General features: G+C 65.5%; 20 protein-coding genes. 14 read left to right on the top strand and 6 right to left on the bottom strand.

Annotation, left to right across the window (positions count from 1 at the left end; all coding sequences use genetic code 11):
* Positions 1–207 precede the first annotated feature (207 nt).
* Positions 208–3,672: an indolepyruvate ferredoxin oxidoreductase family protein gene (locus ACN0T5_RS03385; RefSeq protein ID WP_417767204.1), complete on the top strand. Its 3,465-nt coding sequence runs from the start codon at positions 208–210 to the stop codon at positions 3,670–3,672.
* A 9-nt stretch (positions 3,673–3,681) separates the two neighbouring features.
* Here the strand turns inward: ACN0T5_RS03385 and ACN0T5_RS03380 are convergent, their stop codons facing one another.
* On the bottom strand, positions 3,682–4,455 hold the full coding sequence (locus tag ACN0T5_RS03380; RefSeq protein ID WP_417767203.1) for a response regulator transcription factor: 774 nt from the start codon (positions 4,453–4,455) through the stop codon (positions 3,682–3,684).
* Positions 4,455–6,392 carry a PAS-domain containing protein gene (locus tag ACN0T5_RS03375; protein WP_417767202.1) on the bottom strand — a complete coding sequence of 646 codons (1,938 nt, stop codon included), beginning with the start codon at positions 6,390–6,392 and terminating at the stop codon, positions 4,455–4,457. Before ACN0T5_RS03375 ends, ACN0T5_RS03380 begins: the two co-directional genes overlap by 1 nt.
* Positions 6,393–6,647: 255 nt before the next feature.
* Between ACN0T5_RS03375 and ACN0T5_RS03370 the strand changes: the two genes are divergently transcribed.
* From ACN0T5_RS03370 to ACN0T5_RS03335, 8 genes are all read left to right on the top strand, one after another.
* On the top strand, positions 6,648–8,636 hold the full coding sequence (locus ACN0T5_RS03370; protein ID WP_417767201.1) for an AMP-binding protein: 1,989 nt from the start codon (positions 6,648–6,650) through the stop codon (positions 8,634–8,636).
* Positions 8,633–9,460: an ABC transporter ATP-binding protein gene (locus tag ACN0T5_RS03365; RefSeq protein WP_417767200.1), complete on the top strand. Its 828-nt coding sequence runs from the start codon at positions 8,633–8,635 to the stop codon at positions 9,458–9,460. Before ACN0T5_RS03370 ends, ACN0T5_RS03365 begins: the two co-directional genes overlap by 4 nt.
* Before the next feature lie 10 nt (positions 9,461–9,470).
* Positions 9,471–10,367 (top strand): branched-chain amino acid ABC transporter permease, encoded by an 897-nt coding sequence (locus tag ACN0T5_RS03360; protein ID WP_417767199.1) that lies wholly within the window; start codon positions 9,471–9,473, stop codon positions 10,365–10,367.
* Between the two features lie 33 nt (positions 10,368–10,400).
* Positions 10,401–11,477, top strand: coding sequence for a branched-chain amino acid ABC transporter permease (locus ACN0T5_RS03355; protein WP_417767198.1), 1,077 nt, complete (start codon positions 10,401–10,403; stop codon positions 11,475–11,477).
* Between the two features lie 73 nt (positions 11,478–11,550).
* Positions 11,551–12,870, top strand: coding sequence for an ABC transporter substrate-binding protein (locus ACN0T5_RS03350; protein ID WP_417767197.1), 1,320 nt, complete (start codon positions 11,551–11,553; stop codon positions 12,868–12,870).
* Positions 12,871–12,907: 37 nt separating this feature from the next.
* The gene (locus ACN0T5_RS03345) at positions 12,908–13,726 is read left to right on the top strand and encodes an ABC transporter ATP-binding protein (RefSeq protein ID WP_417767196.1); all 819 of its coding nucleotides are present in this window, start codon (positions 12,908–12,910) and stop codon (positions 13,724–13,726) included.
* A 117-nt stretch (positions 13,727–13,843) separates the two neighbouring features.
* Complete coding sequence (locus tag ACN0T5_RS03340; protein ID WP_417767195.1) at positions 13,844–15,085, top strand: phenylacetate--CoA ligase family protein; 1,242 nt, start codon at positions 13,844–13,846, stop codon at positions 15,083–15,085.
* A gap of 147 nt (positions 15,086–15,232) precedes the next feature.
* On the top strand, positions 15,233–15,685 hold the full coding sequence (locus ACN0T5_RS03335; RefSeq protein ID WP_417767194.1) for a response regulator: 453 nt from the start codon (positions 15,233–15,235) through the stop codon (positions 15,683–15,685).
* Positions 15,686–15,731: 46 nt separating this feature from the next.
* Here ACN0T5_RS03335 and ACN0T5_RS03330 read toward each other — a convergent pair whose 3' ends face one another.
* Positions 15,732–16,190, bottom strand: a complete 459-nt coding sequence (locus ACN0T5_RS03330) for a response regulator (RefSeq protein WP_417767193.1) — start codon at positions 16,188–16,190, stop codon at positions 15,732–15,734.
* Positions 16,191–16,550: 360 nt separating this feature from the next.
* Here ACN0T5_RS03330 and hemH point away from each other — a divergent pair, with 360 nt between their 5' ends.
* The 3 genes from hemH to ACN0T5_RS03315 all read left to right on the top strand — a co-directional run bounded on the left by hemH (position 16,551) and on the right by ACN0T5_RS03315 (position 19,225).
* Positions 16,551–17,582 carry a ferrochelatase gene (hemH, locus tag ACN0T5_RS03325; RefSeq protein ID WP_417767272.1) on the top strand — a complete coding sequence of 344 codons (1,032 nt, stop codon included), beginning with the start codon at positions 16,551–16,553 and terminating at the stop codon, positions 17,580–17,582.
* A gap of 171 nt (positions 17,583–17,753) precedes the next feature.
* Entirely contained in the window at positions 17,754–18,764 is a 1,011-nt protein-coding gene (locus ACN0T5_RS03320; protein ID WP_417767192.1) for an SPFH domain-containing protein, read from the top strand.
* Positions 18,761–19,225: an NfeD family protein gene (locus ACN0T5_RS03315; RefSeq protein ID WP_417767191.1), complete on the top strand. Its 465-nt coding sequence runs from the start codon at positions 18,761–18,763 to the stop codon at positions 19,223–19,225. Before ACN0T5_RS03320 ends, ACN0T5_RS03315 begins: the two co-directional genes overlap by 4 nt.
* 100 nt (positions 19,226–19,325) lie before the next feature.
* Here ACN0T5_RS03315 and ACN0T5_RS03310 read toward each other — a convergent pair whose 3' ends face one another.
* The 3 genes from ACN0T5_RS03310 to ACN0T5_RS03300 form a co-directional block, all read right to left on the bottom strand.
* Positions 19,326–20,177 carry a flagellar motor protein MotB gene (locus tag ACN0T5_RS03310; protein ID WP_417767190.1) on the bottom strand — a complete coding sequence of 284 codons (852 nt, stop codon included), beginning with the start codon at positions 20,175–20,177 and terminating at the stop codon, positions 19,326–19,328.
* Positions 20,178–20,198: 21 nt separating this feature from the next.
* On the bottom strand, positions 20,199–20,966 hold the full coding sequence (locus ACN0T5_RS03305; protein WP_417767189.1) for a motility protein A: 768 nt from the start codon (positions 20,964–20,966) through the stop codon (positions 20,199–20,201).
* Positions 20,967–21,143: 177 nt separating this feature from the next.
* Entirely contained in the window at positions 21,144–22,160 is a 1,017-nt protein-coding gene (locus ACN0T5_RS03300; protein ID WP_417767188.1) for a KpsF/GutQ family sugar-phosphate isomerase, read from the bottom strand.
* Between the two features lie 169 nt (positions 22,161–22,329).
* Here ACN0T5_RS03300 and ACN0T5_RS03295 point away from each other — a divergent pair, with 169 nt between their 5' ends.
* Together ACN0T5_RS03295 and ACN0T5_RS03290 are read left to right on the top strand one after the other, a co-directional pair.
* Positions 22,330–23,841 (top strand): outer membrane beta-barrel protein, encoded by a 1,512-nt coding sequence (locus ACN0T5_RS03295; RefSeq protein WP_417767187.1) that lies wholly within the window; start codon positions 22,330–22,332, stop codon positions 23,839–23,841.
* Between the two features lie 147 nt (positions 23,842–23,988).
* Positions 23,989–25,233 (top strand): lytic murein transglycosylase, encoded by a 1,245-nt coding sequence (locus ACN0T5_RS03290; RefSeq protein ID WP_417767186.1) that lies wholly within the window; start codon positions 23,989–23,991, stop codon positions 25,231–25,233.

Genomic DNA, 25,233 nt, shown 5'->3' with positions numbered 1-25,233 from the left:
GCCGATTGCTGCATTGCAAACGCATGCAAGCCCTTGATCTCGCCCGCCGCGAGACGCTTAACTGGGGGCAAGACGACACGCGCCCGCCTGTTCCTGCGAACCTGGCGGCCGGCCGTGCTCCCAAAGTCCCCGAAGGACCGCCGCCGCTCCCTTGCCGGTGCGAGCGGTCCTTGCAAGGCGGGACCCACCCGAAGGACATGACGCCCCATGGCACGCAATCGAGTGACGCTGGACGACAAGTACGATCTGACCAGGGAGCGCATTTTCGTTTCCGGCACCCAGGCCCTTATCCGGCTGGTGCTGATGCAGAAAGAGCGCGACCGGCGGGCCGGATTGAACACGGCGGGCTATGTCACCGGCTACCGGGGATCGCCGCTGGGGGCGCTCGACCAGCAGTTCCAGAAGGCGGCGCGCGTGCTGGCGCCGGCGGATGTCGTCTTCTCCGCGGGGATCAACGAGGATCTGGCGGCGACGGCTTTGTGGGGAACGCAGCAGGCGGAGATGCGCGGTGAGGGGCGTTTCGACGGCGTCTTCGGCATCTGGTACGGCAAGGGGCCGGGTGTCGACAGGTCGGGCGATGCCTTCCGGCATGCGAACCTTGCCGGCACCTCTCGCCATGGCGGTGTGCTGGCCCTGATGGGCGATGATCATACCTGCGAGAGTTCCACGACCGCGCACCAGTCCGAGTTCGCCCTGGTCGATGCGATGATGCCGATCCTCAATCCGGCCGGCGCGCAGGAGATCCTCGATTTCGGTCTCTACGGTTGGGCCCTGTCTCGCTATGCCGGCATCTGGGCCGGCCTCAAGCTGGTCAAGGACAATGTCGAATCGACGGCCTCGATCGACGGCCGCATCGACCGGATCGCACCGCTCATTCCCGATTTCGCCTTGCCCGCGGACGGAGTGCATATCCGCCCGAACGACCATCCCTTGGTCCAGGAGGCGCGGCTGCACGAGGTGAAGCTGCCGGCCGCGCGCGCCTTCATCGCCGCCAATGCGCTCGACCGGGTGATCCTGTCCGGCGGGCGCCGGCGGCGCATCGGCATCATTTCCACCGGCAAGAGTTATCTTGATGTGGTCGAGGCGCTCGACCTGCTGGGGATCGACGAGGTTGCGGCCGCGGATTTCGGCCTTGCCTTCCTCAAGGTCGGCTGCTCCTGGCCGCTCGCGGCGGAGCGCATGCGCGCCTTCGCCGGCGGTCTCGAACTCGTCGTCGTGGTGGAGGAAAAGCGCGGCCTGATCGAGCCGCAGCTGAAGGAAATCCTTTATGGAACCGCCGATGCGCCGCAGGTGATCGGCAAGGCCGACGAGCGGGGCGAGACGCTGTTCCGCGCACCCGGCGCGCTTGATGCGGTGCAGATCGCACTGGAGATCGGCCGGCGGGTCCTTTCCCGGAATGAAAGCGAGGCCCTGCGCGCGCGGGTGGAGGATCTCGAGGCGCGGGCGGAGCGGCTCGCCCGCACCCAGGATGTCGCCATCCGCAGCCCGTATTTCTGTGCCGGCTGCCCGCATAATTCCTCCACGCATGTGCCCGAGGGCAGCCGCGCCTATGCCGGTATCGGCTGCCACTACATGGCGCAGTGGATGGACCGCAACACCGAGGGCTACACGCAGATGGGCGGGGAGGGAGCCAACTGGGTCGGAGAGGCGCATTTCTCCCGCACCGGCCACGTCTTCCAGAATCTCGGCGACGGAACCTACAATCATTCCGGCGCGCTGGCGATCCGGGCGGCGAAGGCGGCCGGTGTCAACATCACCTACAAGATCCTCTACAACGATGCCGTCGCCATGACCGGCGGTCAGGCCCATGACGGGGGCCTGCGCGTCGACGAGATCGCCCGCCAGGTGGCGGCCGAGGGCGCCCGGCGGGTCGTCGTGGTCACCGACGAGCCGGGCAAGTATCCGCCGGCGACGAACTGGCCGGCAGGCACCAGCATTCATCATCGCGACGACCTGCTCTCGGTGGAACGGGAGCTGGCCGACGAGAGCGGCCTGACGGTTCTTCTTTATGACCAGACCTGTGCGGCGGAGAAGCGCCGTCGGCGCAAGCGCGGCCTGTTTCCCGATCCGGACGAGCGGATCCTTGTCAACGAACTGGTCTGCGAGGGCTGCGGCGATTGCGGCGTGCAGTCGAACTGTGTCGCGATCCAGCCGGTGGAGACCGAGTGGGGCCGCAAGCGGACGATCGACCAGTCGTCCTGCAACAAGGACTTTTCCTGCGTGAAGGGCTTCTGCCCGTCCTTCGTCAGCGTGCGCGGCGGCGTGCTCAAGGGGCGCGCGGTGATGCCGCCGCCCGCACCCCGGGTCGCAGAGCCGGAGATCGTCGCGCCGACCCGCATCCATTCGGTGATGATCACCGGGGTCGGCGGTACCGGCGTCGTCACCGTCGGGGCGGTGATCGGCATGGCCGCCCATCTCGACGGCCTCGGCTGCGGCATCATCGACATGGCGGGTCTTGCCCAGAAGGGCGGCGCGGTGACCAGTCACCTGAAGCTTGCGCCCCGGCCGGAGGACATTTCGGCGATCCGCATCGGACCGGGTTCGGCCGATCTGGTGCTTGGCTGCGACATCGTCGTGGCGGGTTCGGCGAAAGTGCTGTCGGCGATGCGGCCGGGCCGGACGATGGCGGTCATCAACACGCACGAGACGCTGCCCGGCGATTTCGCTCGCAACCCGGATTTCAGCCTTCCCGGTCGCCGTCTGGTGGCGGCGATTGCGGACGCGTCCGGCAAGGACAATGCCCGTTTCATCGATGCGACCGAGCTTGCCGTGGAACTCTTCGGCGACGCGATCGCCGCCAACATGTTCCTGCTTGGCTACGGCTGGCAGATGGGCGGGCTGCCGCTCACTCTTGAATCCATCGAGGACGCGATCCGGCTGAACAAGGTCTCGGTCGACATGAACCTTGCGGCCTTCGCCTGGGGGCGGGTGGCGGCAGTCGATCCGGAGGCGGTCAGGGCGGCCGCGAATGCCCGTCCCGACCGTCTCGAGCACCGGCGGATCTCGGGGACGGTGGAGGAGACGGTCGCGCGCCGCGTCGCCTTCCTTGCCGATTATCAGGATGCCGCTTATGCGGCGCGATATCGGGGCCGCATCGACGCGCTCGCCGCTGCGGCCGGAAGGCTGGGCGATGAGGGTGGCGAGATCGTCGCGACGGCTGCGCGCGAGCTCTTCCGGATGATGGCGATCAAGGACGAATACGAGGTGGCGCGTCTCTACACGGGCCGGGCCTTCCGCGACCAGCTTTCGGAGACCTTCGAGAGCTACGAGCGGCTCGAGTTCCATCTGGCACCGCCGCTCCTGTCCGGCACCGACGCGCGCACGGGCCGGCCGGCAAAGCGCCGCTTCGGCCCCTGGGCAATGACGCTGTTCCGCCTGCTCGCGCGCTTCAAGGGTTTGCGCGGCCGTCCTTTCGATCCGTTCGGACAGACACAGGAGCGGCGCATGGAGCGGCGACTTCGTGACGATTATGAGCGCACTGTCGACGAGGTGACATCCGGGCTCGACCGTGACAACGCGGCTGCGGCGCTGGCGCTGCTTGCCTATCCGGGCAAGATCCGCGGCTTTGGCCCGGTGCGGGCGAAGGCGGCGGCGGAGGCGGAGCGCGGCGTGCCCGCCTTGCTGGAGGCCTTCCGGCAGGGCCGCGCCGCGCGGCTTGCGGCGGCGGAGTGATCCGCCGCCTTACGCTCCGCCGGTTCCCCAGTCCACCCGCGCGGTCAGCATGTAGCCTGAACCGTAGACGGTGCGAATGAGCGTCGGTGCGTCGGGGCGGGTCAGCTTCTTGCGGATGCGGGAGATGCGGACGTCGATGGCACGGTCGAGCGTGTCGTCGCGCCCGCCATGCTCGAGCAGGTAGTCGCGGCTGAGCACCCGCTTGGGTGCGCGCAGCAGGGCCGTCAGGAGCGTCGCCTCGCCGGTCGACAGGAACGTCTCCTCCCCGTCGGGTGCGACCAGCCGGTGGCTTTCCGGCTCGAACCGCCAGTTCTCGAACCGGGCGACCTCGCGTGTCACCGCATCGGTGGCGGCCGGGGCGGGCGTCACCGCCGGTCCGGCGCGGCGCAGCAGCGAGCGCAGGCGGGCGACGATTTCACGGGGATCGAAGGGTTTCACCACATAGTCGTCGGCGCCGAATTCGAGCCCCATGATCCGGTCGGACGCATGGGCCCGGGCGGAGAGGACGAGGATCGGCACCGGCCCCTTCGCGCGAATCCGGTCGATCACTTCCATGCCGTCCATGTCGGGCAGGCCGAGATCGAGGATGATCGCGGCCGGCATCCCTGTCTCGATTCCGAACAGTGCCGCATCCGCAGTGGCGAAGACGCGGGTGCGGAACCGGTAGCCGGCCAGCGTGTCGGCAAGCAGGGAGCTGATATCGGGCTCGTCCTCGACAATGAACACCATCGTGCCGGCGTCGCCGGACGGATCGCGGTCGCGGGTCGGGTCGGAACGGGTCATCAGGCGAGAATCTCGTTCATGGTCCTGGCGAGCAAGCCGGCGGAGAAGGGTTTGGGCAGTACCGGGCAGTCGGGCGTGCTGCCATCCGGTGATGGTCCCTGACGGTAACCTGTCATAAGTGCGACCGGAAGACCCGGCCTGGTCTTTCTCACCTCGTGCAGCAGGGCGAGGCCGTTCATCTGGCCCGGCATGACGATGTCGCTCAGAACCGCGCGGATGTCGGCAACGTCTCGCACCAGGTCGAGCGCGTCGCCGGCATCGCCCGTGACCAGCACCGAGTAGCCGAGTGCACAGAGCTGGTCGCGCACCACATTGGCGACGTCTCCGTCATCATCGACAAGCAGGATCAGTTCCCCGGCGCCGGCGGGAACCGGCTCCATGTCCGGCGCGGCATCGGGGGCGGCGTCTTCGCGGGTGAGGGGCAGTAGAAGGCGAATGTCCGTGCCGTGTCCGAGCCGGCTCTCGATGGCGATACCACCGCCGCTGCGGCGGGCGAAGCCGTAGACCATCGGCAGTCCGAGCCCGCTTCCCGTGCCGAAGGGCTTTGTCGAGAAGAACGGGTCGAAGGCCTGACGGCGCACCGCCTCGCTCATGCCGAGCCCCGTGTCGCTGACGGTCAGGCGCGCGTAGGAGCCGCCGAGAACACCGAAGCGGTCGGCTTCCGCGTCGCTCAGGTCGACATCCTCCAGCGCCAGCGAGATGCGACCGCCATCCGGCATCGCGTCCCGGGCATTGAGGACCAGATTGACCAGCGCGTTTTCAAGCTCGGCCGGGTCGACGCGGGCGACAGCCGTCATGGCCTCGAGATGCAATGTGAACGCGATCGACTTCGGCAGGCTGCCGGCGAGCAGTCCCTCGACGTTGCCCACCAGTGTCGCGAGGCGCACCGGTCGCAGGTCCGGTGCATCGCCCCTGGCGAAGGCCAGCAGGCGGCGCGTCAGTTCGGTGCCGCGCTGGGCGGCATGCAGGATCGGGTCGAGATGGGCGGAAAGGTCGGGCATCGCCGGTCCGTCGACCTTGCGCCGCAGGGCCAGCACATTGCCGATGACGATCGTCAGCAGGTTGTTGAAGTCATGGGCAAGACCACCGGTGAGCTGGCCGACGGCCTCCATGCGCTGCGCCTGGGCCAGCGCCGTCTCGCTGCGCTTCTGCTCGGTCGCGTCGAGGGACAGGACGAAGCAGCCAAGCACCCGGCCGTCCAGCGTCCGGTCGGGGATCAGGGTCGAGCGCATATGCGCGATGCGTCCGCCTGGCCGGGTGCGGGAGTATTCGTAGGAGACCGCGTGGCCCTCGAACGCCTTTTCGATGTGCGGCACCAGCTCGGCATAGAGTTCCGGGCCGGCAATCTCGGCCACCTTGCGCCCGACGATCGATTCCACCGTCTGGTCGAACCATTTCGCATAGCGGCGGTTGGCGAAGCGGTAGATCGGGCCGGGACCGAAATAGGCGACAAGCGCCGGCACGTTGTCGGTGACGAGGCGGAGCCAGTCCTCGCTCTGGCGCAGTTGACGCGTCCGTTCGGCAACGGTGCGTTCCAGCGACGCCTGCTGCTCGCGCTCGCGGGTGATGTCGGTATAGGTGGTGACGAACCCCCCTTCCGGCAGGGGCGCGCCGGTGACGAGAACCACCTGGCCGTCGGGGCGCACCCGCTCGAAGGAGTGCGGCTCGAACAGCCTGGCCCGCTCGACCCGGCGTGCGATGATTTCGCTGACGTCGCCGGGTCCGTATTCGCCGCGCGCCGCGTTCACCTCCAGGAAGGCGGACAGATGGGTGCCGCGCCGGGCGAGATGCCAGGGAAATTCCAGCATCTCGAAAAGCTGGCGGTTCCAGGCCACCAGCTGCAGGTCGGCATCGAAGACCGAAAAGCCCTGGTTGATGTGGTCGAGCGCCGCCTGGAGAAGGTCGAGACGGTCACGGTAGAGATCGCGGCTTGCCATGGCCGGAGTTTATGCGCGCGCGCCTTCCTGTCGATTGCAAAAACGCCGGGCACGCGTCCTGACACAATTCGTTGCAATTGGCACATACTGGCGAAACGCTGCTGGCCTAGCGTTGCCGTCGAGCGCAACTCAGCGTCAATCGCCCGCAAGTCTCCAAGAAGAGAGAAGGGCTTGATCGACCAGGACTGTGATAGTCTGGTGGCGTTACAACGAACGATCCCGAACAATCGGGGCGTCCAAAGGGGAAGAAACGCAATGGCAGGGTCGCCCGTCGTCGAGCGCCTCGACGAGGACACCTTTCCGAAAATCCTCCTGCGCAATGCCCGTGTCTTTGCGGACCGGCCGGCGATGCGCGAGAAGGATCTCGGAATCTGGCAGGCATGGACATGGTCGCAGGTGCTGGAGGAAATCCGGACCTTCGCCATCGGCCTTCAGGACGTCGGCTTCAAGCAGGGCGACAAGATCGCCATCGTCGGCGCGAACCGCCCGCGACTGTATTGGTCGATGGTCGCGGTGCAGTCGCTCGGCGGCGTGCCGGTGCCGCTCTACTCGGACTCCGTGGCTGAGGAAATGGCCTTCGTGCTCGAGCATGCCGAGGTCCGCTTCGCCTGCGTCGAGGATCAGGAGCAGGTCGACAAGCTCCTGTCGATGTCGGAGAGCCTGCCGCATCTGGAGCAGGTCATCTATGACGACGCGCGAGGCCTGCGCGACTATGACCACAGCCGTCTTCACTCCTTCGAGGGCCTGCAGGCAGCCGGTCGCAAGGCAATCGACAGCGATCCCGCCCGCGAGGCGGCCTGGCTCGAGGGTGTCGCCGCGACCAAGGGCGCCGATATCGCCGTCATGCTCTATACGTCGGGCACGACGGGGCGTCCCAAGGGCGTGATGCTGTCCTTCGACAATCTCGTCATCTCGGCGCGCAACGGCAACAAGTTCGACAGCCTGAACGAGACCGAGGAAACGCTCGCCTACCTGCCGATGGCGTGGATCGGCGACCATGTGTTCTCGCTCGCCCAGGCCTATTGCGCCGGCTATTGCGTCAACTGCCCGGAGAACCTCGAGACCGTCCTGTCGGACCGGCGCGAGATCGCACCGACCTATTTCTTCGCGCCGCCGCGTGTGTTCGAGGGGCTGCTCACGCATATCATGGTGCGGATGGAGGATGCGGGCCGGCTCAAGAAGAAGATGTTCGATTTTTTCATGGGGGTTGCCCGCCGGGTCGGCGAGCGGATCCTCAACGGCGAGAGCGTGGGCTTCGGCGACCGGCTTCTTTATGGCCTCGGCGACCTGTTCGTCTACGGGCCGCTGAAGAACCAGATGGGCTTCACCCGTCTCAAGGTCGGCTACACCGCAGGCGAGGCGATCGGCCCGGAAATCTTCCGCTTCTACCGCTCGCTCGGGCTCAACCTGAAGCAGCTCTACGGCCAGACGGAAGCCAGCGTCTACATCACGATGCAGCCCGACGGCGAGATCTACGGCGACACGGTCGGCATGCCGGCCCCGGACGTGGAACTCCGGATCGCCGAGAACGGCGAGGTCCACTACCGTTCGCCAGGCGTTTTCGTCGGCTATTACAAGAATGACGAGGCGACGCGCTCGACCAAGACCGAGGACGGCTGGGTGCTGACCGGCGATGCCGGCTTCATCGCCGACAACGGTCACCTCAAGATCATCGACCGGGCCAAGGATGTCGGCAAGCTCTCGGACGGTTCGCTCTTCGCGCCGAAATACATCGAGAACAAGCTGAAATTCTTCCCCAACGTGAAAGAGGTCGTGGCCTTTGGCGACGGGCGCGATTTCTGCGGGGTGTTCGTCAATATCGACCTGACGGCGGTGGGCTCCTGGGCCGAGCGCAACAATGTCAACTATGCCTCCTACCAGGAACTTGCCGCCCATCCCCATGTCTACGAGATGATCCGGGGACATGTCGATCAGGTGAACCGGGACCTGGCGTCCGAGCCGATGATGGCCGGCGGCCAGATCAAGCGGTTCCTCGTCCTGCACAAGGAGCTCGACGCGGATGACGGCGAGCTGACGCGGACGCAGAAAGTGCGCCGCTCCTTCATCGCGGAGCGCTACCAGCCCTTGATCGAGGCGCTTTACGACGGCTCGACCAGCAAGCATGTGCGCACCGAGGTCACGTTCGAGGACGGACGCAAGGGCGGGATCGAGGCGACTGTCGCGATCCATGACATGGAACTCTACCCGGCCCAGTCGGGCGGCATGAAGGAGGCGGCGGAATGAACGCCTTTGTCGATCCCGCCGGCATGGCAGGGCACTCCGGAATGACCAAGGGCGAGGTGCTGCTGCGCGTCGACAACGTGTCGCTTTCCTTCGGCGGCGTGAAGGCGATCACCAACATCTCCTTCGACATCGTCAAGGGCGAGGTGCGCGCCATCATCGGCCCGAACGGCGCCGGCAAGACGTCGATGCTCAACGTCATCAACGGTTTCTACCACCCGCAGGAAGGCACGATCACCTGGCGCGGCAAGGTGCGGCGCAAGATGAAGCCCTACGAGGCGGCCAGCAACGGCATCGCCCGCACGTTCCAGAACGTCGCCCTGTTCAAGGGCATGACGACGCTGGACAACATCATGACCGGCCGCGGCCTGAAGATGCACAAGAACTTCCTGTGGCAGTGCCTCCACTGGGGGCCGGCGCTCCGGGAAGAAAACGAGCACCGCCGCAAGGTCGAGGAGATCATCGACTTCCTGGAGATCCAGGCGATCCGCAAGACGCCGGTCGGGCGCCTGCCCTACGGGTTGCAGAAGCGGGTCGAGCTTGCCCGCGCGCTGGCGATGGAACCGGAGCTGCTTCTTCTCGACGAGCCGATGGCCGGCATGAATCTCGAGGAGAAGGAGGACATGAGCCGCTTCATTCTCGACGTGAACCAGCAGTTCGGCACGACGATCGCCCTTATCGAACACGACATGGGCGTGGTGATGGACCTGTCGGACCGGGTCGTGGTGCTCGATTACGGCCGCAAGATCGCCGACGGACCTCCCGAGGAGGTGCAGTCTAACCAGGATGTGATCGACGCCTATCTCGGCGTTCCGCACGAAAACTGAGGGATCCGGGATGTCGTTTCTGGTTGAGACTATCCTGTCGGGCCTGATGGCCGGCGTCATGTACTCGCTTGTCGCGCTCGGCTTCGTGCTGATCTTCAAGGCGTCGGGCATCTTCAATTTCGCGCAAGGCGTGATGTGCCTGTTCGCGGCGCTCACCTTCGCGGGCATCATCGAGAAGACCTCACTGCCCTGGCCGATCGCCTTCATGCTCACCGTCGGCGTCATGATCGCCGTCGCCTGGGCGGTGGAGCGGTTCGTGCTCCGTCATCTGGTCAACCAGGAGCCGATCATCCTGTTCATGGCGACGATCGGCCTGGCCTATGTGCTGGAAGGCGTCGGCGACATTGTCTGGGGATCGGACGTCAAGGTGCTCGATATCGGGCTGCCGTCGGGTGCCTCGGACTTCATGCTCGACCAGTTCAATATCTATATCGAGAAGCTCGAAGTGTTCGCGGCGCTGATTGCCGCGGTGCTGGTCGGCTTCCTGGCGATCTTCTTCCAGAAGACGCGCATCGGCCGGGCGCTGCGCGCCGTTGCCGACGATCACCAGGCGGCGCTCTCCGTCGGCATCTCGCTGCAGACCATCTGGGTCATTGTGTGGTCGGTCGCCGGTTTCGTGGCGCTGGTCGCCGGCACGCTCTGGGGCGCCAAGTCGGGCGTGCAGTTCTCGCTGTCGCTGATCGCCCTGAAGGCGCTTCCGGTTCTTATCCTGGGCGGGTTCACCTCGATCCCCGGTGCCATTGTCGGCGGACTGATCATCGGCGTCGGCGAGAAGCTTGCCGAGATCTATGTCGGCCCGATGGTCGGCGGCGCGATCGAGAACTGGTTCGCCTACATGCTCGCCCTCGCCTTCCTGCTGGTGCGTCCGCAGGGTCTGTTCGGCGAGCGCATCATCGAACGCGTCTGACGCAAGGCTCCGATCAAGAAGGGTTCAGGACACATGCTCTATCGTGAAGCCGGTCAGTTCAAGACCACCTACCAGGCGGACCAGGGGATCTTCCCGATCGCCCAGGACCGTTACGTGGTGTGGGCGTTCCTCGCGGTTGCCTTCCTCGTGGTGCCGTTCTTCGTCAACGACTACTGGACCAATGCGGTGTTGCTGCCGCTGCTGATCTACGGCATGGCCGCGCTCGGCCTCAACATCCTGGTCGGCTATTGCGGGCAGATTTCGCTGGGCACCGGCGGCTTCATGGCGGTGGGCGCCTATGCGTCCTACAAGCTGATGACCTCCTTCCCGGAGATGAGCATGATCGTCGTGGTGCTCCTGTCGGGCGGCATCACGGCCGCCGTCGGCGTCGCCTTCGGCCTGCCCAGCTTGCGCATCAAGGGCTTCTACCTGGCGGTGGCGACACTGGCCGCGCAGTTCTTCCTTGTGTGGCTCTTCAACAAGGTCGGCTGGTTCTACAATTACTCGGCCACCGGCCAGATCTCGGCGCCCGAGCGCGAGATCTTCGGTGTGGTGCTGACCGGCGCGTCGGCGCAGACTTGGGTCAAGTATCTCTTCTGCCTGACATTCCTGACCGTTTCCGCGCTGGTTGCCAAAAACCTCGTGCGTGGCCGGCTCGGCCGCAACTGGATGGCGATCCGCGACATGGACATCGCCGCCGAACTGATCGGCGTGCGACCGCTGAGGACCAAGCTCTCCGCCTTTGCCGTGTCGTCCTTCTATATCGGCATGGCGGGATCGCTGCTCTTCACCATCTATCTCGGCGCCGTCGAGGTCGGAGAGGTGTTCGGCATCAACGTCTCCTTCCTGGTGCTGTTCATGGTGATCGTCGGCGGGCTCGGATCGATCGTCGGGTCCTTCATGGGGGCGGCCTTCCTGGTGCTGCTGCCGATCTTCCTGAAGAACTTCATGGTCGATGGCATGGGGCTGATGCCGGTCATGGCAAAGCACATGGAAATTCTCTTGATGGGCCTTCTCATCATCCTCTTCCTGATCGTCGAGCCGCACGGCCTTGCCCGGCTCTGGCAGATCGCCAAGGAGAAGTTGAGATTGTGGCCCTTCCCGTACTGAGGCGGCGCGAGACAAGACAACCAACGTCCGCCCAGCTGACTGCCCAATGTCCTGTTCCAAGGGAGGAAACGACATGAAACTGAAGCATCTCACGGCCGGCCTTGCCGCGCTCGCGATCGCCTCGCCGATCGCGGTCACGACGGCCCAGGCCTACGAGCTGACCATTCCGTCGCTCGTCTACCGGACCGGCCCCTACGCGCCGGGCGGCATTCCCTTCGCCAACGGGTATGCCGACTACTTCAAGCTTCTGCAGGAGCGCGACGGCGGCATCAACGGCGCCAGCATCAATTTCATCGAGTGCGAGACGGCCTACAACACCCAGCAGGGCGTGGAGTGCTACGAGAACACCAAGGGACAGGGCGAGAGCAAGGCGCTGGTCTACCAGCCGCTGTCGACGGGCATTACCTACCAGATCATCCCGAAGGCGGCGGTCGACGAGATCCCGATCTTCACGATGGGCTATGGCCGCACCTCGGCCGCCAACGGCAAGATCTTCCCGTGGATCTTCAACTTCCCCGGCACCTACTGGGACGCGGCCTCCGGCATGGTCAACTACGCAGCCGCGATCGAGGGCAGCGCCGCGGATCTCAAGGGCAAGACGATCGCGCTCGTCTATCACAACTCCGCCTATGGCAAGGAGCCGATCCGCACCCTCGAGGAACTGTCCGCCAAGCACGGCTTCAAGCTGGAACTGCTGCCGGTCGATCATCCCGGACAGGAACAGAAGGCGACATGGCTGCAGATCCGTCGCATGAACCCGGACTGGGTCTTCATGTGGGGCTGGGGCGTGATGAACCAGGTCGCGGTCAAGGAAGCTTCCTCGGTGCGCTACCCGATGGACCGTTTCATCGGCAACTGGTGGGCCGGGTCCGAGCAGGACGTGCTGCCGGCGGGCGAGGGTGCCAACGGCTACCTGTCGGCCACCTTCCATGCGCCGGGCGCGGAGTTCCCGCTGCACCAGGAAATCCTCGAGAAGGTCTATGACGCCGGCAAGGGCGCCGGTGACCGCGAGCGTGTCGGCGAGGTTCTCTACAATCGTGGCCTGATCGCCGCCGTGTGGACCGTCGAGGCGCTGCGCAAGGCGATGGAGATCAAGGGCTCGAACGAGATCGTCGGCAAGGACGTGCGTGAAGGCCTCGAGGCTCTCGACGTCACCGAGGAGCGGCTCGCCGAACTCGGCCTGCCGAACTTCACCTACCCGGTGAAGATGTCGTGCGCCGTTCACTCCGATCCCGGCACGGTTCTCATCCAGCAGTGGGATGCGGCCGGCGGCGACTGGAAGGTGATCGCGTCCGGCATCGAGCCCGACCGCGACGTCATCACCCCGCTGATCGAGGCGGATTCCGCGGCATATGCGGCGGAGAACAACATCACCCCCCGGGATTGCAACTGATCCTGATCGGTTGTCCTCCCAAGGAGTGGAGACAGGCATGAGCGAGACGTCCGCTTCGACGATCCTTTCGGTGAACAACATCGAGGTGATCTACAACCACGTCATCCTGGTGTTGAAGGGCGTTTCGCTCACCGTTCCCGAGGGGGGCATCGTTGCCCTCCTCGGAGCCAACGGCGCGGGCAAGACGACGACGCTCAAGGCGGTGTCGAACCTGCTCGGGGCCGAGCGCGGTGACGTGACGAAGGGCAGCATCGTCTTCAAGGGCGAAGAGGTCCAGTCGCTGTCGCCCAACGACCTGGTCAAGCGCGGCTGCATCCAGGTCATGGAGGGCCGGCATTGCTTCGGCCATCTGAGCATCGAGGAAAACCTCCTGACCGGAGCCTTCACGCGACGGGACGGGGCAGCCGCGATCAAGCAGGACCTTGAGAAGGTCTATGCCTATTTTCCCCGGCTTCGCGAGCGCCGGTCGAGCCAGGCCGGCTACACGTCCGGCGGCGAGCAGCAGATGTGCGCCATCGGCCGCGCCCTGATGAGCAAGCCGAACATGATCCTGCTTGACGAGCCGTCCATGGGGCTTGCACCGCAGCTGGTTGAAGAGATTTTCGAGATCGTCAAGGAACTCAACCAGAAGGAGGGCGTCTCCTTCCTTCTGGCCGAACAGAACACCAATGTCGCGCTGCGTTATGCGACCTATGGCTACATCCTGGAATCGGGCCGTATCGTGCTCGACGGGGATGCCAAGGCGCTGCGCGAGAACGAGGACGTCAAGGAATTCTACCTTGGTGTCGGTGGCGAGGGCCGCAAGTCGTTCCGGAACGTGAAGCACTACAAGCGGCGCAAACGCTGGCTGGCCTGACGCCTCCGCTTTCGCGCCGCCCAGGAACAGACTGAACGCCAGACGGGAAGGGTTCGCCGCGTCGGCGAGCAACACCCCCGCTTTCCCGCAAGCGATGCAAAGCACGAGGACTGTGTCATGAGCGCAGAGCATTTTGACACCCTGGAGATCCGGGATCCGGACGAGCGCGACGCTGATCTCTTTGCAAGGCTGCCTGACCTGATCGGGCATGCGACAGCCAATGCGCCCGGCTGGGCAAGGCATCTTTCGGGTGTGGATCCGTCTGCGGTCGCCGACCGTTCGGCGCTGGCCCGCCTGCCGGTGCTGCGCAAGCCGGACCTGATGGCCGCGCAGGCCGCAACCCCGCCATTCGGCGGCTTCGCGGCCGCTCCTGTTTCCGCGATGGGGCGCATCTTCATGTCTCCCGGGCCGATCTGGGAGCCGCAGGGCGAGGGGGCGGACCCCTGGAATGCCGCGCGCGCCTTTTTCGCGGCCGGGTTCCGCCCCGGCGACATCGTTCACAACGCGCTTTCCTATCACCTTACGCCGGGCGGCTTCATTCTCGATCACGGAGCTCGGGCGCTCGGCTGTGCCGTGTTTCCCGCCGGGGTCGGCAACACCGAGACGCAGGTTGACGCGATCGCGACGCTCAAGCCGACCGGCTATGCCGGAACCCCCGATTATCTCAAGGTGATCCTCGACAAGGCGGAGGAACTTGGCCGCGACGCATCCTCCATCCGCAAGGCGATCGTATCGGGCGGCGCGCTGTTTCCGAGCCTTCGGGCGGAATACAAGGCGCGCGGCGTCGATGTGTTCCAGGCCTATGCGACGGCCGACCTTGGCGTGATCGCCTATGAATCGGTCGTCGACGAGGGGATGGTGGTGAACGAGAACATGATCGTGGAGATCGTGCGCCCGGGATCGGACACACCGGTGCCGGATGGCGAGGTCGGCGAACTCGTCGTGACCAGCTTCAACCGGGCCTATCCCCTGATCCGCTTCGGAACCGGAGACCTTTCGGCGGTTCTGGCGGGCCGTTCGGCTTGCGGGCGGACCAACATGCGCCTGAAAGGCTGGATGGGGCGCGCCGACCAGCGAACCAAGGTCAAGGGCATGTTTGTCGACCCGAAACAGGTGACGCAGGTGCTTGAGCGCCATCCGGAGATCGCCAGGGCGCGCCTCATCGTCGAGCGCAAGGCCGAACAGGACGTGATGCGTTTCGCCTATGAGGTCGACGGTTTGGCCGATGGCCTGGACAGCGCCATTGCCGCCTCGCTTCGCGAAATCATCAAGCTTTCCGGGTCGGTCGAACGGGTCGCCCCGGGTGCGCTTCCCAATGATGGCAAGGTCATTTCCGACGAGCGCAAATACGACGCCTGAGAAGGTTGGAGGGGCCGGCCGGACCGGCCACGGAAGCGGCCTTGTCGGTTTTCTGCCCTTGCACTGTCATTCGTCTCTATCCTATGCAGGAACGCGACATATGGTTGTGCGGCCCTCGCCGCCAGCTCCGGACCGGCGGGTGATGCGATGCAGGATGACAGGGCTACTGACCAGGACGGCGCGGCCGTCCTCCTCGTGGAGGACGATCCCGATGACGTACGGATCATCACCCAGTCGCTGCGTGCCTCGGCGATACCGGTTCGCCTGACGGTGGCGGCCGATGGCGCCCAGGCACTGTCGATCCTGAACGAGGCCTCTGCCAGAGGTCTTCCGGCGCCCGATCTCATTCTTCTCGATCTCAATCTGCCGGTGATGAACGGGACCGAGTTCCTCGGCAAGTTGCGGGCGCACCCGACATTGAGCGCGGTGCCGGTCTGCGTGTTCACCACGGCCGACGATCCCGTCACGATTCGCCGCGCCTATGCGGCGGGCGCCAATGCCGTGGTGACGAAGGCGGACAGCCTGGCGGGAATGAGCCAGGTGCTGCATACGATCATCGAATTCTGGTTCAGGGTCGCCGAGCGCTACCGCGTCGAGTGAGCCCCGCCGAGGTTTCGCCCCCGCGCTGCCCGCACGCCGACCCTACTCAGAGATAGACGACTTCGAAGGGATCTTCCTCGACGACCGGCGGGAGCGGTTCCGGCGGGACGCCGCGCGGCTGTTCCGCGACGCCGGTCACCGCATCGACATGCGACTTGAGGACGCTAACCGAGAACGGCTTGACGACGACCGAGCGGGCGCCGAGTTCTGCGGCCTTTTCCAGCAGCGACAGGTCGACATGGGCGCTGATGACGATGACGGGGGTCATCGCCGTTTGTGCGTTCGAACTGGCACGCAGGTTGGTCAGGAAGGTCGCGCCGTCCTGTGTCGGCATGCGCCAGTCGACGAGGATGACGTCGAAACGGTGGGTGCGCAGGAGCTTTTCGGCAACAGCGCCGTTCGGCGCTTCGCTGATGCTGGCAAAGCCCAGGTCCTTGAGCATTCCCCGGATAAGGCGGCGGGTGAATGCGCTGTCGTCAATGAGCAGGACCTTCTGCGATCTCACGGTAACCGTCTTCCCTGTCATTCCCGGCGACCGGGTCCGGAAGAGCCGCGTCCGCACGGGAAACCCTCGTAATTTCATCAATGTCGCCGATACCGCTGAAGGCCCGGTTAACGCCGCACCTCTGCCGGCCGGCATTGCCTGAAAGACAAGCGGTGCGTCAGGCTGTCGCGGATTGCGCAAATCCTGTCCGACTGTCTGCGCGTATCAAGGTTAAGCTATGGACCATGCCGACGACGTGCCTTATGTGCCGCCTCAGCAGAACGACCTTTCGACCGGGAGCCAATGGACAGCATGACCGTCAACGAGAACACGGCCGATATCGACACCACGGCCGGCGCCGACGCCACACGGGCGCGGGACATGCGCAAGCTGCGACTGCCGGCGGACCACCCTCCGGTCAAGTCCGGCAAGGTCGGCGTGCTGCTGGTCAACCTGGGGACGCCGGACGGCACCGACTACAGGTCCATGCGCCGCTATCTCAAGGAGTTCCTGACGGACAAGCGCGTCATCGAATGGCCGAAGGCGCTCTGGTATCCGATCCTTTTCGGCATCGTCCTGAACACGCGCCCGCAGAAGTCGGGCAAGGCCTATGAGGAGATCTGGAACAAGGAGCGCGACGAATCCCCGTTGCGGACCATCACCCGCTCGCAGTCGGACAAGCTCTCGGGGATGCTTGCCGGCGCCGGAGAGAGTGTCGTTGTCGACTGGGCGATGCGCTACGGCAACCCCTCGATCGCGTCCCGCCTCGAGCACCTGCGCGCGCAAGGCTGCGACCGCCTGCTCGTCTTCCCGCTTTATCCGCAGTATTCGGCCTCGACGACCGCCACCGTGAACGACGTGGTGTTCAAGGAGCTTCTCAAGATGCGCTGGCAACCGGCGCTGCGCACCGTCCCTCCCTATCACGACGATCCGGTCTATATCGACGCGCTGGCGACCTCGATCGAGACGACGCTTGCCGGGCTCGACTTCGAGCCGGAGACGGTGCTCGCCTCCTTCCACGGCATTCCGCAATCCTATTTCAGGAAGGGCGACCCGTATCACTGCCACTGCCACAAGACGACGCGGCTTTTGCGCGAGCGGCTCGGCTGGCCGGAAGACCGGCTGAGGATCACCTTCCAGTCACGCTTCGGACCCGAGGAATGGCTGCAACCCTATACGGACAAGACCGTCGAGGCGCTGGCCGGTTCGGGCATGAAGCGCATCGCCGTGATCAATCCCGGCTTCGTGGCCGATTGCCTCGAAACGCTTGAGGAAATCGCCGGCGAGGCGGGCGAGATCTTCCACGAGAACGGCGGCGAGCATTTCGCCCACATCCCTTGCCTGAACGACAGCGCGCCGGGCATGGAGGTGATCGACACGATCGTGCGCCGCGAGCTCTCCGGCTGGATCTGACGGCTCTCCTTCATCGGCGTCCCTTCCCTTTGATGCGTCTTGTGCTTGCGCATCCGGCGCGAGCGCGTACATGTTGCAGCGGGATCCGGCCGGGCGGGCGCCTTTTGGGGCCCGAAGGCCTCAATCGCGCGCGGCGTGGCGCCGGCGCAGCGCAGGAAAAGGATGACGTCGATGATCGAAGGCCTGGATCTGTTCGGGTTTGATATTCTTGTACTTGTCCTGCTTGTTCTGCTCGTTCTTGTCGTCATTGCCGGCATCAAGACGGTGCCGCAGGGCTTCAACTACACCGTCGAGCGCTTCGGCCGGTACCGCAAGACGCTGACGCCGGGCCTCAACATCATCATCCCCTTCGTCGATCGCGTCGGCCACCAGATCAACATGATGGAGCAGGTCCTCGACGTTCCGACACAGGAAGTGATCACCCGGGACAATGCGACGGTGAGCGCCGACGGCGTCACCTTCTACCAGGTGCTCGACGCGGCGCGGGCCGCCTACGAGGTTTCGGGGCTGGAAAACGCCATCCTCAACCTGACCATGACCAACATCCGTTCGGTCATGGGATCGATGGATCTGGACGAGTTGCTGTCCAACCGCGACGAGATCAACGCCCGGCTGCTGCGGGTCGTGGATGCGGCCGCCTCGCCCTGGGGCATCAAGATGACCCGGATCGAGATAAAGGACATCAATCCGCCGCGCGACCTGGTCGAGGCAATGGGCCGGCAGATGAAGGCCGAGCGCGAGAAGCGCGCGTCGATCCTGGAGGCGGAAGGCAAGCGCCAGTCGGAGATCCTGCAGGCGGAAGGCGAGAAGCAGTCGCTGATCCTGGAAGCCGAGGGCCGGCGCGAGGCTGCTTTCCGCGATGCAGAGGCGCGTGAGCGTGCCGCGGAGGCGGAAGCCAAGGCGACCCTGATGGTCAGCGAGGCGATCGCCGCCGGCGACATGCAGGCGATCAACTATTTCGTTGCCAACAAATATGTCGAGGCGCTTGGCCAGTTCGCCCGCTCGCCCAACCAGAAACTCCTGATCCTGCCAACGGAAACCACCGCCGTGCTCGGATCGCTCACCGGCATTGCCGAGATCGCCAAGGAAGCGTTTGGCCCCGACAACCGGGCCCGTGCCCGTGCGGCGGCCGCCGTTCCCAATACCGGCAACGGCGAGCGTGGCGGCGAGGACCGTGCATGAGCATCGTTGAACGCCTGGTGCTCGAGCTGGGCCCCTGGATCTGGTGGATCGTCGGGCTGGTGCTGCTCGGCCTCGAGGTGCTCGCCCCGGGCACCTTCTTCCTCTGGTTCGGGCTTGCCGCGATCATCGTCGGGACGATCGCGATCGTGGTCGACATTCCCTGGCAACTGGCGCTGGTTCTCTTCGGCGTGCTGTCGGTGGCCAGCATGGTCGCCGGCCGCATGGTGATGAGCCGGAAGGGCAACGAGGGCGGCGATCCCAACCTCAATCGCCGGGCCAACCGGCTGATCGGACGCGAGTTCACTCTTTCCGCCCCGATCGGAGATGGTCAGGGAACGGTCAGTGTCGACGATACGGTGTGGCGGGTGAGCGGACCGGATTGTCCGGCGGGAACGCGGATCGCAATCACGGGTGTCGACGGTGCAACGCTGGTTGTCGCGCCGGTGGAGCCGCGGACCTGACATCTGCTGCGCGCGGATGACCGCCCCGGCCGCCCGGCCTGCCCAGTCCTGACCGATGCTCCCGGCAGCTTTCGAACCGGGCCGGGAGCGCCTGCCTGCTTCAGGGATTGTGTCCGAGCGGGATCGGCGGCGCCTCGCGCATCAGAAGGATGCCGATCCGGCGGTTCGCCGCCAGATAGGGATCGTTGGGGAACAGCGGCTCGGTATCGGCCTTGCCGACCACGCCGTAGAAGCGGTCCTGCGGGATGCCGTATTCGGACAGGATCTGGCGCGCCGCGTTGGCCCGGTCGGCGGAGAGCTCCCAGTTGGTGTAGCCGGGATTGATCGTCATGCCGCCCGATGTGGTGTGGCCCGTGACCTGGATGCGGTTCGGCATGCGGGAAATGACCGGCGCCATGGTGGCGAGCAACCTGCGGGTGATCTCGTAAGGATACTTCGAACCTTCCGGGAACATCGAGCGGCCGTCCTGGTCGACCAGCGTGACGTTGAGACCCTCGTCCGTTTCCTCAAGGATGATGTTTGAGGAAATCTCCGTGATGTCAGGCATTTCCTGCCAGGCCTGGCGCAGCGACGCGGCTGCGGTGGCAAACTGCCGGGGGTGCTCGATGTGCGATTCGCGCACATCGTGGGTGTTGGCTTCAGGCCCCTGCTTGCGCCGTTTCTCGTGGCGCTCGGCGGCAAAGTCCGAATCCAGCTCCTCGGGAACCTGGGTGATGTCCTTCATGTAGTCGCGGATCGGGATGCCCTCGACCTCGATGATGCCGGTCCGGCGCGCGGTCTCCTTGACGCCGAAAGCCTCGCGCATCGAGCCTGCGACCACCTGAAGCTTCTGCTTGTCCTGGATGGAGAAGGAGATGATCAGGACGAAGAAGCAGACGAGCAGCGACATCAGGTCGGCAAATGTCACCAGCCAATCCGGGGCGCCACCGCCTGCCTGTTTGCGTTTTGCCATGTCGACGTCTCCGTTTCCGCGTCAGGCGGCTTCCGCGAACTCGGCGCGTGCCTTTTCCGGCAGATAGGCGATCAGCATGTCGCGGATCAGCGCGGGGCTCTTGTTTTCGCGGATCTGCAGGACACCGTCGATCACGAGGGTCTGGTTGACCTCCTCGACCTCGAACTTGGAATCCAGCTTGTCGACCAGCGGCAGGCAGATCACGTTGGAGATCAGCGCGCCATAGAGCGTGGTCAGCAGGGCGATGGCCATCGAGGGGCCGATCGTCGAAGGGTCGTCCATGGTGGCGAGCATCTGCACGAGGCCGACCAGCGTGCCGATCATGCCGAAGGCGGGAGCCGAATCGCCAAGCGCCTTGAACACTTTGCGGCCTTCCTGGAGGCGGTCGAGATAAAGGTCGCGTTCGCGCTCCATCGTTTCCTTGATGAAATCGGCCTCGTAACCGTCGGCGATGTATTGCACGCCCTTTGCCAGCGTCGAATCGCTGACCTCGACATTCTCGAGCCCGAGCGGGCCGGACTTGCGCACCGTGTCGGCCAGGCTGCCGATTTCCTCGATGAGGTCGCGGGGGCTTGCCTTCTTGTGGGTGAAGGCGACCTTGCTGCCGACGATGAACGCGCTGCCGATGCCGGCCAGCGGGAACCGGACAAGCGTTGCCGCGAAGCCGCCGCCGATGACGATCAGGACCGAGGGAATGTCGATAAACTGGGTGAGACTGCCACCAAGAAGAATGGCGACGAGAACCACCGCGAACGCCGCGCAAATGCCAATGATCGAACCGAGATCCATGACGCTGATACTCTCCGGAACAGGTCGGCCCGTTTGCGGACCCGGAGCGATCATAGGCAGGACGTGGCTAATCAATCCCTAAGCGCGGCCAAAGAATGGCTATGGGCAGTCGGAAAATACGTTAGGGTTAACAAATACTTAATTCACCGTAGCACGTTGCCGTCGGCGAGAAAGGGGTCAGGCGACGCCGTGGCGGAGCAGGTCGTGCAGATGGATGATGCCGACCGGTCGCCCGTTGTCGACCACGAAGACGGCTGTGATCGACGAGCGGTTGATGAACTCCATCGCGGAGGCGACCAGCATGTCGGCCGGGATCGTCTTGGGAGCGCGGGTCATCACCTGTTCCGCGGTCTTGTCGAGGAAGTCGTGGCTCAGGTGGCGGCGCAGGTCGCCGTCGGTGATGATGCCGGCCAGCGCGCCGGTCTCGTCGACAATGCCGAGTACGCCGAAGCCCTTCTGGGTGATCAGCACGATCGCGTCGCGCATTGCCGTTGCGGCGCCCGCCAGCGGCAGCTTGTCGCCGGAATGCATGATGTCGCGGGCGTGCAGGAGGCTGGAACCGAGACGACCGCCCGGGTGATAGGTCTTGAAGTCCAGGGCGGTGAAGCCACGTGCCTCGAGCAGGGCGATGGCAAGCGCGTCGCCGGTTGCCATCTGCAGGATGGTCGAGGTGGTCGGGGCAAGGCCGTGCGGGCAGGCTTCCTCGACCTTGGGCAGGGCCAGGACGATGTCCGCCGCCGTGCCGAGAGCGCTCTCGCTGCGCGAGGTCACGGCCACCAGCGGCACCTTGAAGCGACGCGTATAGGCAATGGTCGGGCCCAGTTCCTGCGTCTCTCCCGACCAGGACAGCGCCAGCACGACATCATTGTCGGTGATCATGCCGAGGTCGCCGTGGCTTGCCTCGGTCGCGTGAACGAAGGACGCCGGGGTTCCCGTGGAGGCGAAGGTCGCGGCGATCTTGGCCCCGACATGGCCGCTCTTGCCGACGCCGGTCACGATGACCCGGCCGCGTGCGGCGACAATCGTCTCGACCGCGCGGGCGAAGGGGGCGGAAAGCCCGTTTTCCAATGCCTCGCGCAGCGCCTCGAGGCCGGCCACTTCCGTGACGATCGTGCGCACGGCGGACAGACCGGCGGACCGAGGGTCGGATCCGCCAATGGCGGGCGCTGGCTGGGGGGCGGCGGTGACGGTCATTGCGGTGTCCATGTTGGAATGAGCCCTCTTAGCCCTCCCGGCCGGCTGCGGCAAGTCCGGGAGCCTCGAGGGGGACGCACCGGTCGCGGTGCAACTCTCCGTTAACCTTAACAGACCATTATCGTGGCCAAAGTGGGCCGGCTGCGCCCGCATTCCAACCGGGTCGACAATGAAGCGCTACCTTTCCCCCGTCCTTGCCGCTTTCGCGCTGCTTGCCACCACGGCAATGCCGTGTGCGTCCGCGTGGGCGCAGGACAGCAGCCTGCGCGGCGGTTTCGGCGGTTTTGGCGACGATGACGGGCTGCAGGACGCGACGGATGCCGAGCAGGGTGCCGAATCCCGATCGGGCCAGGCCGGTTCGGCGGCCAATGCCGCGACGGGGACCCGGGGAACCATTTCCGAGACCGGGACGGATGCGGGCGAGGAGGCCGAGGCGCTTGCCGATGTCGGGCGGGTGCGTCCCGTGCAGCCGTTCTCCGAGCGGCTGCGCGCCGTGCAGCGACGCACCGCCATTGTTGGTGGCGGAACGCTCGCGGAAACGGTCTACGACGGCGAGACGACCCGTGATGCGCCGCGTGGTATCCGCGTCGGATCCTTTCTGCTGTATCCTGAGCTTTTCACCGGTCTTGGCTGGACCGACAACCGGGAGGGGGATGCGTCGGGCACCAGTGGTGCGACCTATCGGGTCGCTCCTTCAATCCGGCTGCAATCCGACTGGAGCCGCCACCGCCTCGGCATCAACTTCCGCGGCAGCTATGTCGGCTATCCGGGCAGCGGCAATGTGGAGGCCGACCCCAACGTGACGTCGGATGCGCTGCTGACGCTCGAGGTCGGCGACCGCAGCGAGATTGATATCGACGCACGCTACGGACTTGCCCTGGAGGACAGCGGCACGGCCGAATCGACCGGCGGCGATCAGGATATCCACGAGCTGGGGGCCGGTCTGGCGCTGCGCCGCGACCTCGGACTGGTCGGCGCGGAGCTGCGCGGCAGGGTCGACTCCACGCTCTATAGCGGCGTTGGTGGCGCGGTCGCCGATCGCGAGCGGGACAACGCGCTTGCCACCGTCACCTTGCGGGTGGAAGGCAACACGGGTGCCTTTGTTGCACCCTTTGCCGAAGCCAGCCTGCTTGGCCGGCGCTATTTCGAAAAGTGCCCGGATCTCACCCTTTGTGCGGATCGAGATTCGCGGGGATACGGACTGCGTGCCGGTGTGGCCTTCGACAATGGCGGCAAGATCAGCGGTGACATTGCCGTCGGCTGGCGCAGCGAGACGCTGGACGACAAGCGCCTGGCGAAGCTGGAGGGGCTGACGGTCGACGGGTCGCTGGTCTGGTCGCCGACCAGGCTGACGACGGTGACGGCGCTGGCGAGCACCGATTTCTCGCCCTCGACGATTTCCGGCACTCCGGGGTCCGTCATCTATTCCGGCGACATCCGCCTTGCGCACGGGTTGTCCGATGCGTTGAGCGGTGAAGTCGGGTTGGGCTATTCTTGGCGGGACTACACGGGTGTCGTGCTGACCGAGCAGGAAGCGCGCGCCACGACCGCGCTGACCTGGGCGCTGACGTCGAATGTCGCGCTTCAAGGGCGCTACACATATCGCCGCTTCATCTCGAGCACGGCGGGGGCGGGATACGATTCGAACACGATCGAGGCGGGCTTGCGTTTCCGCCATTGAACCGTCCGGCCGGCACCGCGCATTCGCCACGAGCGCGCAAGCGCCGGCAAGACACAGTATCCGGGGCGCCTGGGGGGGCGCGAATGCGGTCGGTTCTGCGGGCAACGCGCCGGGCATGACCGCGCCATGGGACGATCAGGAGTGTTGATGTCTTTCTTGCGAACAACCCGGGCCGCGATCCGCCATGTCACCGGAGGGAGCCGTCTGCCGGTCGCGCTGGCGCTCGGCCTGATGGCTCTTGCGACAGGGGGAACGCCGGCGTTTTCCGATGTCGCGTTCGACCGCTGGGTGGACCGCTTCTGGCCGGTGGCGCGGGAGGCGGGCGTTTCGAGGAACACCTACCAGCGGGCATTCCAGGGCGTAACCCCCGATCCCGACACGATCCGGCTGATGAACAAGCAGTCGGAGTTCGTCAAGCCGATCTGGGACTATCTCGACAGTGCGGTCTCCGACACGCGTGTCGAGAAGGGGCGCGAGATGCTCACCACCTATGCCCGCGAGCTGGCGGCGATCGAGGCCCGCTACGGGGTCGACCGGGAGGCGGTTGTCGCGATCTGGGGCATGGAGACGAATTACGGCTCCTTCATGGGCGAGCACTATGTGGTGCGCGCGCTGGCGACGCTCGCTTATGCCGCGCCGCGGCGGCAGGATTTCTGGACGCGCGAGCTGGTCACGGCGCTCAAGATCATCGATGACGGGCACGTTGCGCCGGACCGGATGGAAGGGTCCTGGGCCGGGGCGATGGGGCACACCCAGTTCATGCCGTCCAGCTGGAAGCAGTACTCCTCGGACTATGACGGGGACGGCCGCCACGACATCTGGACCAACATTCCGGATGCACTGGCCTCGACCGCGAACTATCTGAAGCGGCATGGCTGGCAGAGCGGCAAGACCTGGGGCTACGAGGTCGTGCTGCCGCGCGGCTTCGATTATACCCATGTGGACACCGAGAAGAACCTGGGCGACTGGGCCCGGATCGGCGTTCGCCGCACCGGGGGCCGCAACTTCCCGCGCCCGTCCGACGATGCCGAACTGGTTCTGCCGGCCGGGGCGTCGGGCCCGGCCTTCCTGATGCTGCGCAACTTCTATGTGATCAAGCGCTACAACAACGCCACCGCCTATGCGCTGGCAGTCGGTCACCTTTCCGACCGCATCCGTGGCGGCGAGCCCTTTGTCCAGCCCTGGCAGAGGGACGCGCTTCCTCTGTCGCGACCGCAGACGGAGGAACTGCAGAACCTCCTCAACAGGCGCGGCTTTTCGGTCGGGGCGGCTGACGGCCAGGTCGGTCCGGCGACACGTCGCGGCATCCGCGCCTACCAGGCGTCGGCAGGCCTGATCCCGGACGGCTATGCTTCCGTCGCCTTGCTGAGCCACATCCGCTCGGGGCGCTGA

This window comes from Stappia sp., assembly GCF_048261845.1.
Classification (GTDB): Bacteria; Pseudomonadota; Alphaproteobacteria; order Rhizobiales; family Stappiaceae; genus Stappia.
The sequence above is the reverse complement of the archived record's forward strand: the minus strand, read 5'-3'. Positions and strand labels throughout refer to the sequence as shown.

Bases quoted from the DNA above. Each gene is read 5' to 3' on its own strand.
- ACN0T5_RS03320 (WP_417767192.1), top strand. From the start codon at position 17,754: ATGATCGAAGGCCTGGATCTGTTCGGGTTTGATATTCTTGTACTTGTC.
- ACN0T5_RS03295 (WP_417767187.1), top strand. From the start codon at position 22,330: ATGAAGCGCTACCTTTCCCCCGTCCTTGCCGCTTTCGCGCTGCTTGCC.
- ACN0T5_RS03370 (WP_417767201.1), top strand. From the start codon at position 6,648: ATGGCAGGGTCGCCCGTCGTCGAGCGCCTCGACGAGGACACCTTTCCG.
- ACN0T5_RS03335 (WP_417767194.1), top strand. From the start codon at position 15,233: ATGCAGGATGACAGGGCTACTGACCAGGACGGCGCGGCCGTCCTCCTC.
- ACN0T5_RS03365 (WP_417767200.1), top strand. From the start codon at position 8,633: ATGAACGCCTTTGTCGATCCCGCCGGCATGGCAGGGCACTCCGGAATG.
- ACN0T5_RS03345 (WP_417767196.1), top strand. From the start codon at position 12,908: ATGAGCGAGACGTCCGCTTCGACGATCCTTTCGGTGAACAACATCGAG.
- ACN0T5_RS03340 (WP_417767195.1), top strand. From the start codon at position 13,844: ATGAGCGCAGAGCATTTTGACACCCTGGAGATCCGGGATCCGGACGAG.
- hemH (WP_417767272.1), top strand. From the start codon at position 16,551: ATGCGCAAGCTGCGACTGCCGGCGGACCACCCTCCGGTCAAGTCCGGC.
- ACN0T5_RS03360 (WP_417767199.1), top strand. From the start codon at position 9,471: ATGTCGTTTCTGGTTGAGACTATCCTGTCGGGCCTGATGGCCGGCGTC.
- ACN0T5_RS03380 (WP_417767203.1), bottom strand. From the start codon at position 4,455: ATGACCCGTTCCGACCCGACCCGCGACCGCGATCCGTCCGGCGACGCC.
- ACN0T5_RS03375 (WP_417767202.1), bottom strand. From the start codon at position 6,392: ATGGCAAGCCGCGATCTCTACCGTGACCGTCTCGACCTTCTCCAGGCG.
- ACN0T5_RS03290 (WP_417767186.1), top strand. From the start codon at position 23,989: ATGTCTTTCTTGCGAACAACCCGGGCCGCGATCCGCCATGTCACCGGA.
- ACN0T5_RS03350 (WP_417767197.1), top strand. From the start codon at position 11,551: ATGAAACTGAAGCATCTCACGGCCGGCCTTGCCGCGCTCGCGATCGCC.
- ACN0T5_RS03310 (WP_417767190.1), bottom strand. From the start codon at position 20,177: ATGGCAAAACGCAAACAGGCAGGCGGTGGCGCCCCGGATTGGCTGGTG.
- ACN0T5_RS03355 (WP_417767198.1), top strand. From the start codon at position 10,401: ATGCTCTATCGTGAAGCCGGTCAGTTCAAGACCACCTACCAGGCGGAC.
- ACN0T5_RS03305 (WP_417767189.1), bottom strand. From the start codon at position 20,966: ATGGATCTCGGTTCGATCATTGGCATTTGCGCGGCGTTCGCGGTGGTT.
- ACN0T5_RS03300 (WP_417767188.1), bottom strand. From the start codon at position 22,160: ATGACCGTCACCGCCGCCCCCCAGCCAGCGCCCGCCATTGGCGGATCC.
- ACN0T5_RS03385 (WP_417767204.1), top strand. From the start codon at position 208: ATGGCACGCAATCGAGTGACGCTGGACGACAAGTACGATCTGACCAGG.
- ACN0T5_RS03315 (WP_417767191.1), top strand. From the start codon at position 18,761: ATGAGCATCGTTGAACGCCTGGTGCTCGAGCTGGGCCCCTGGATCTGG.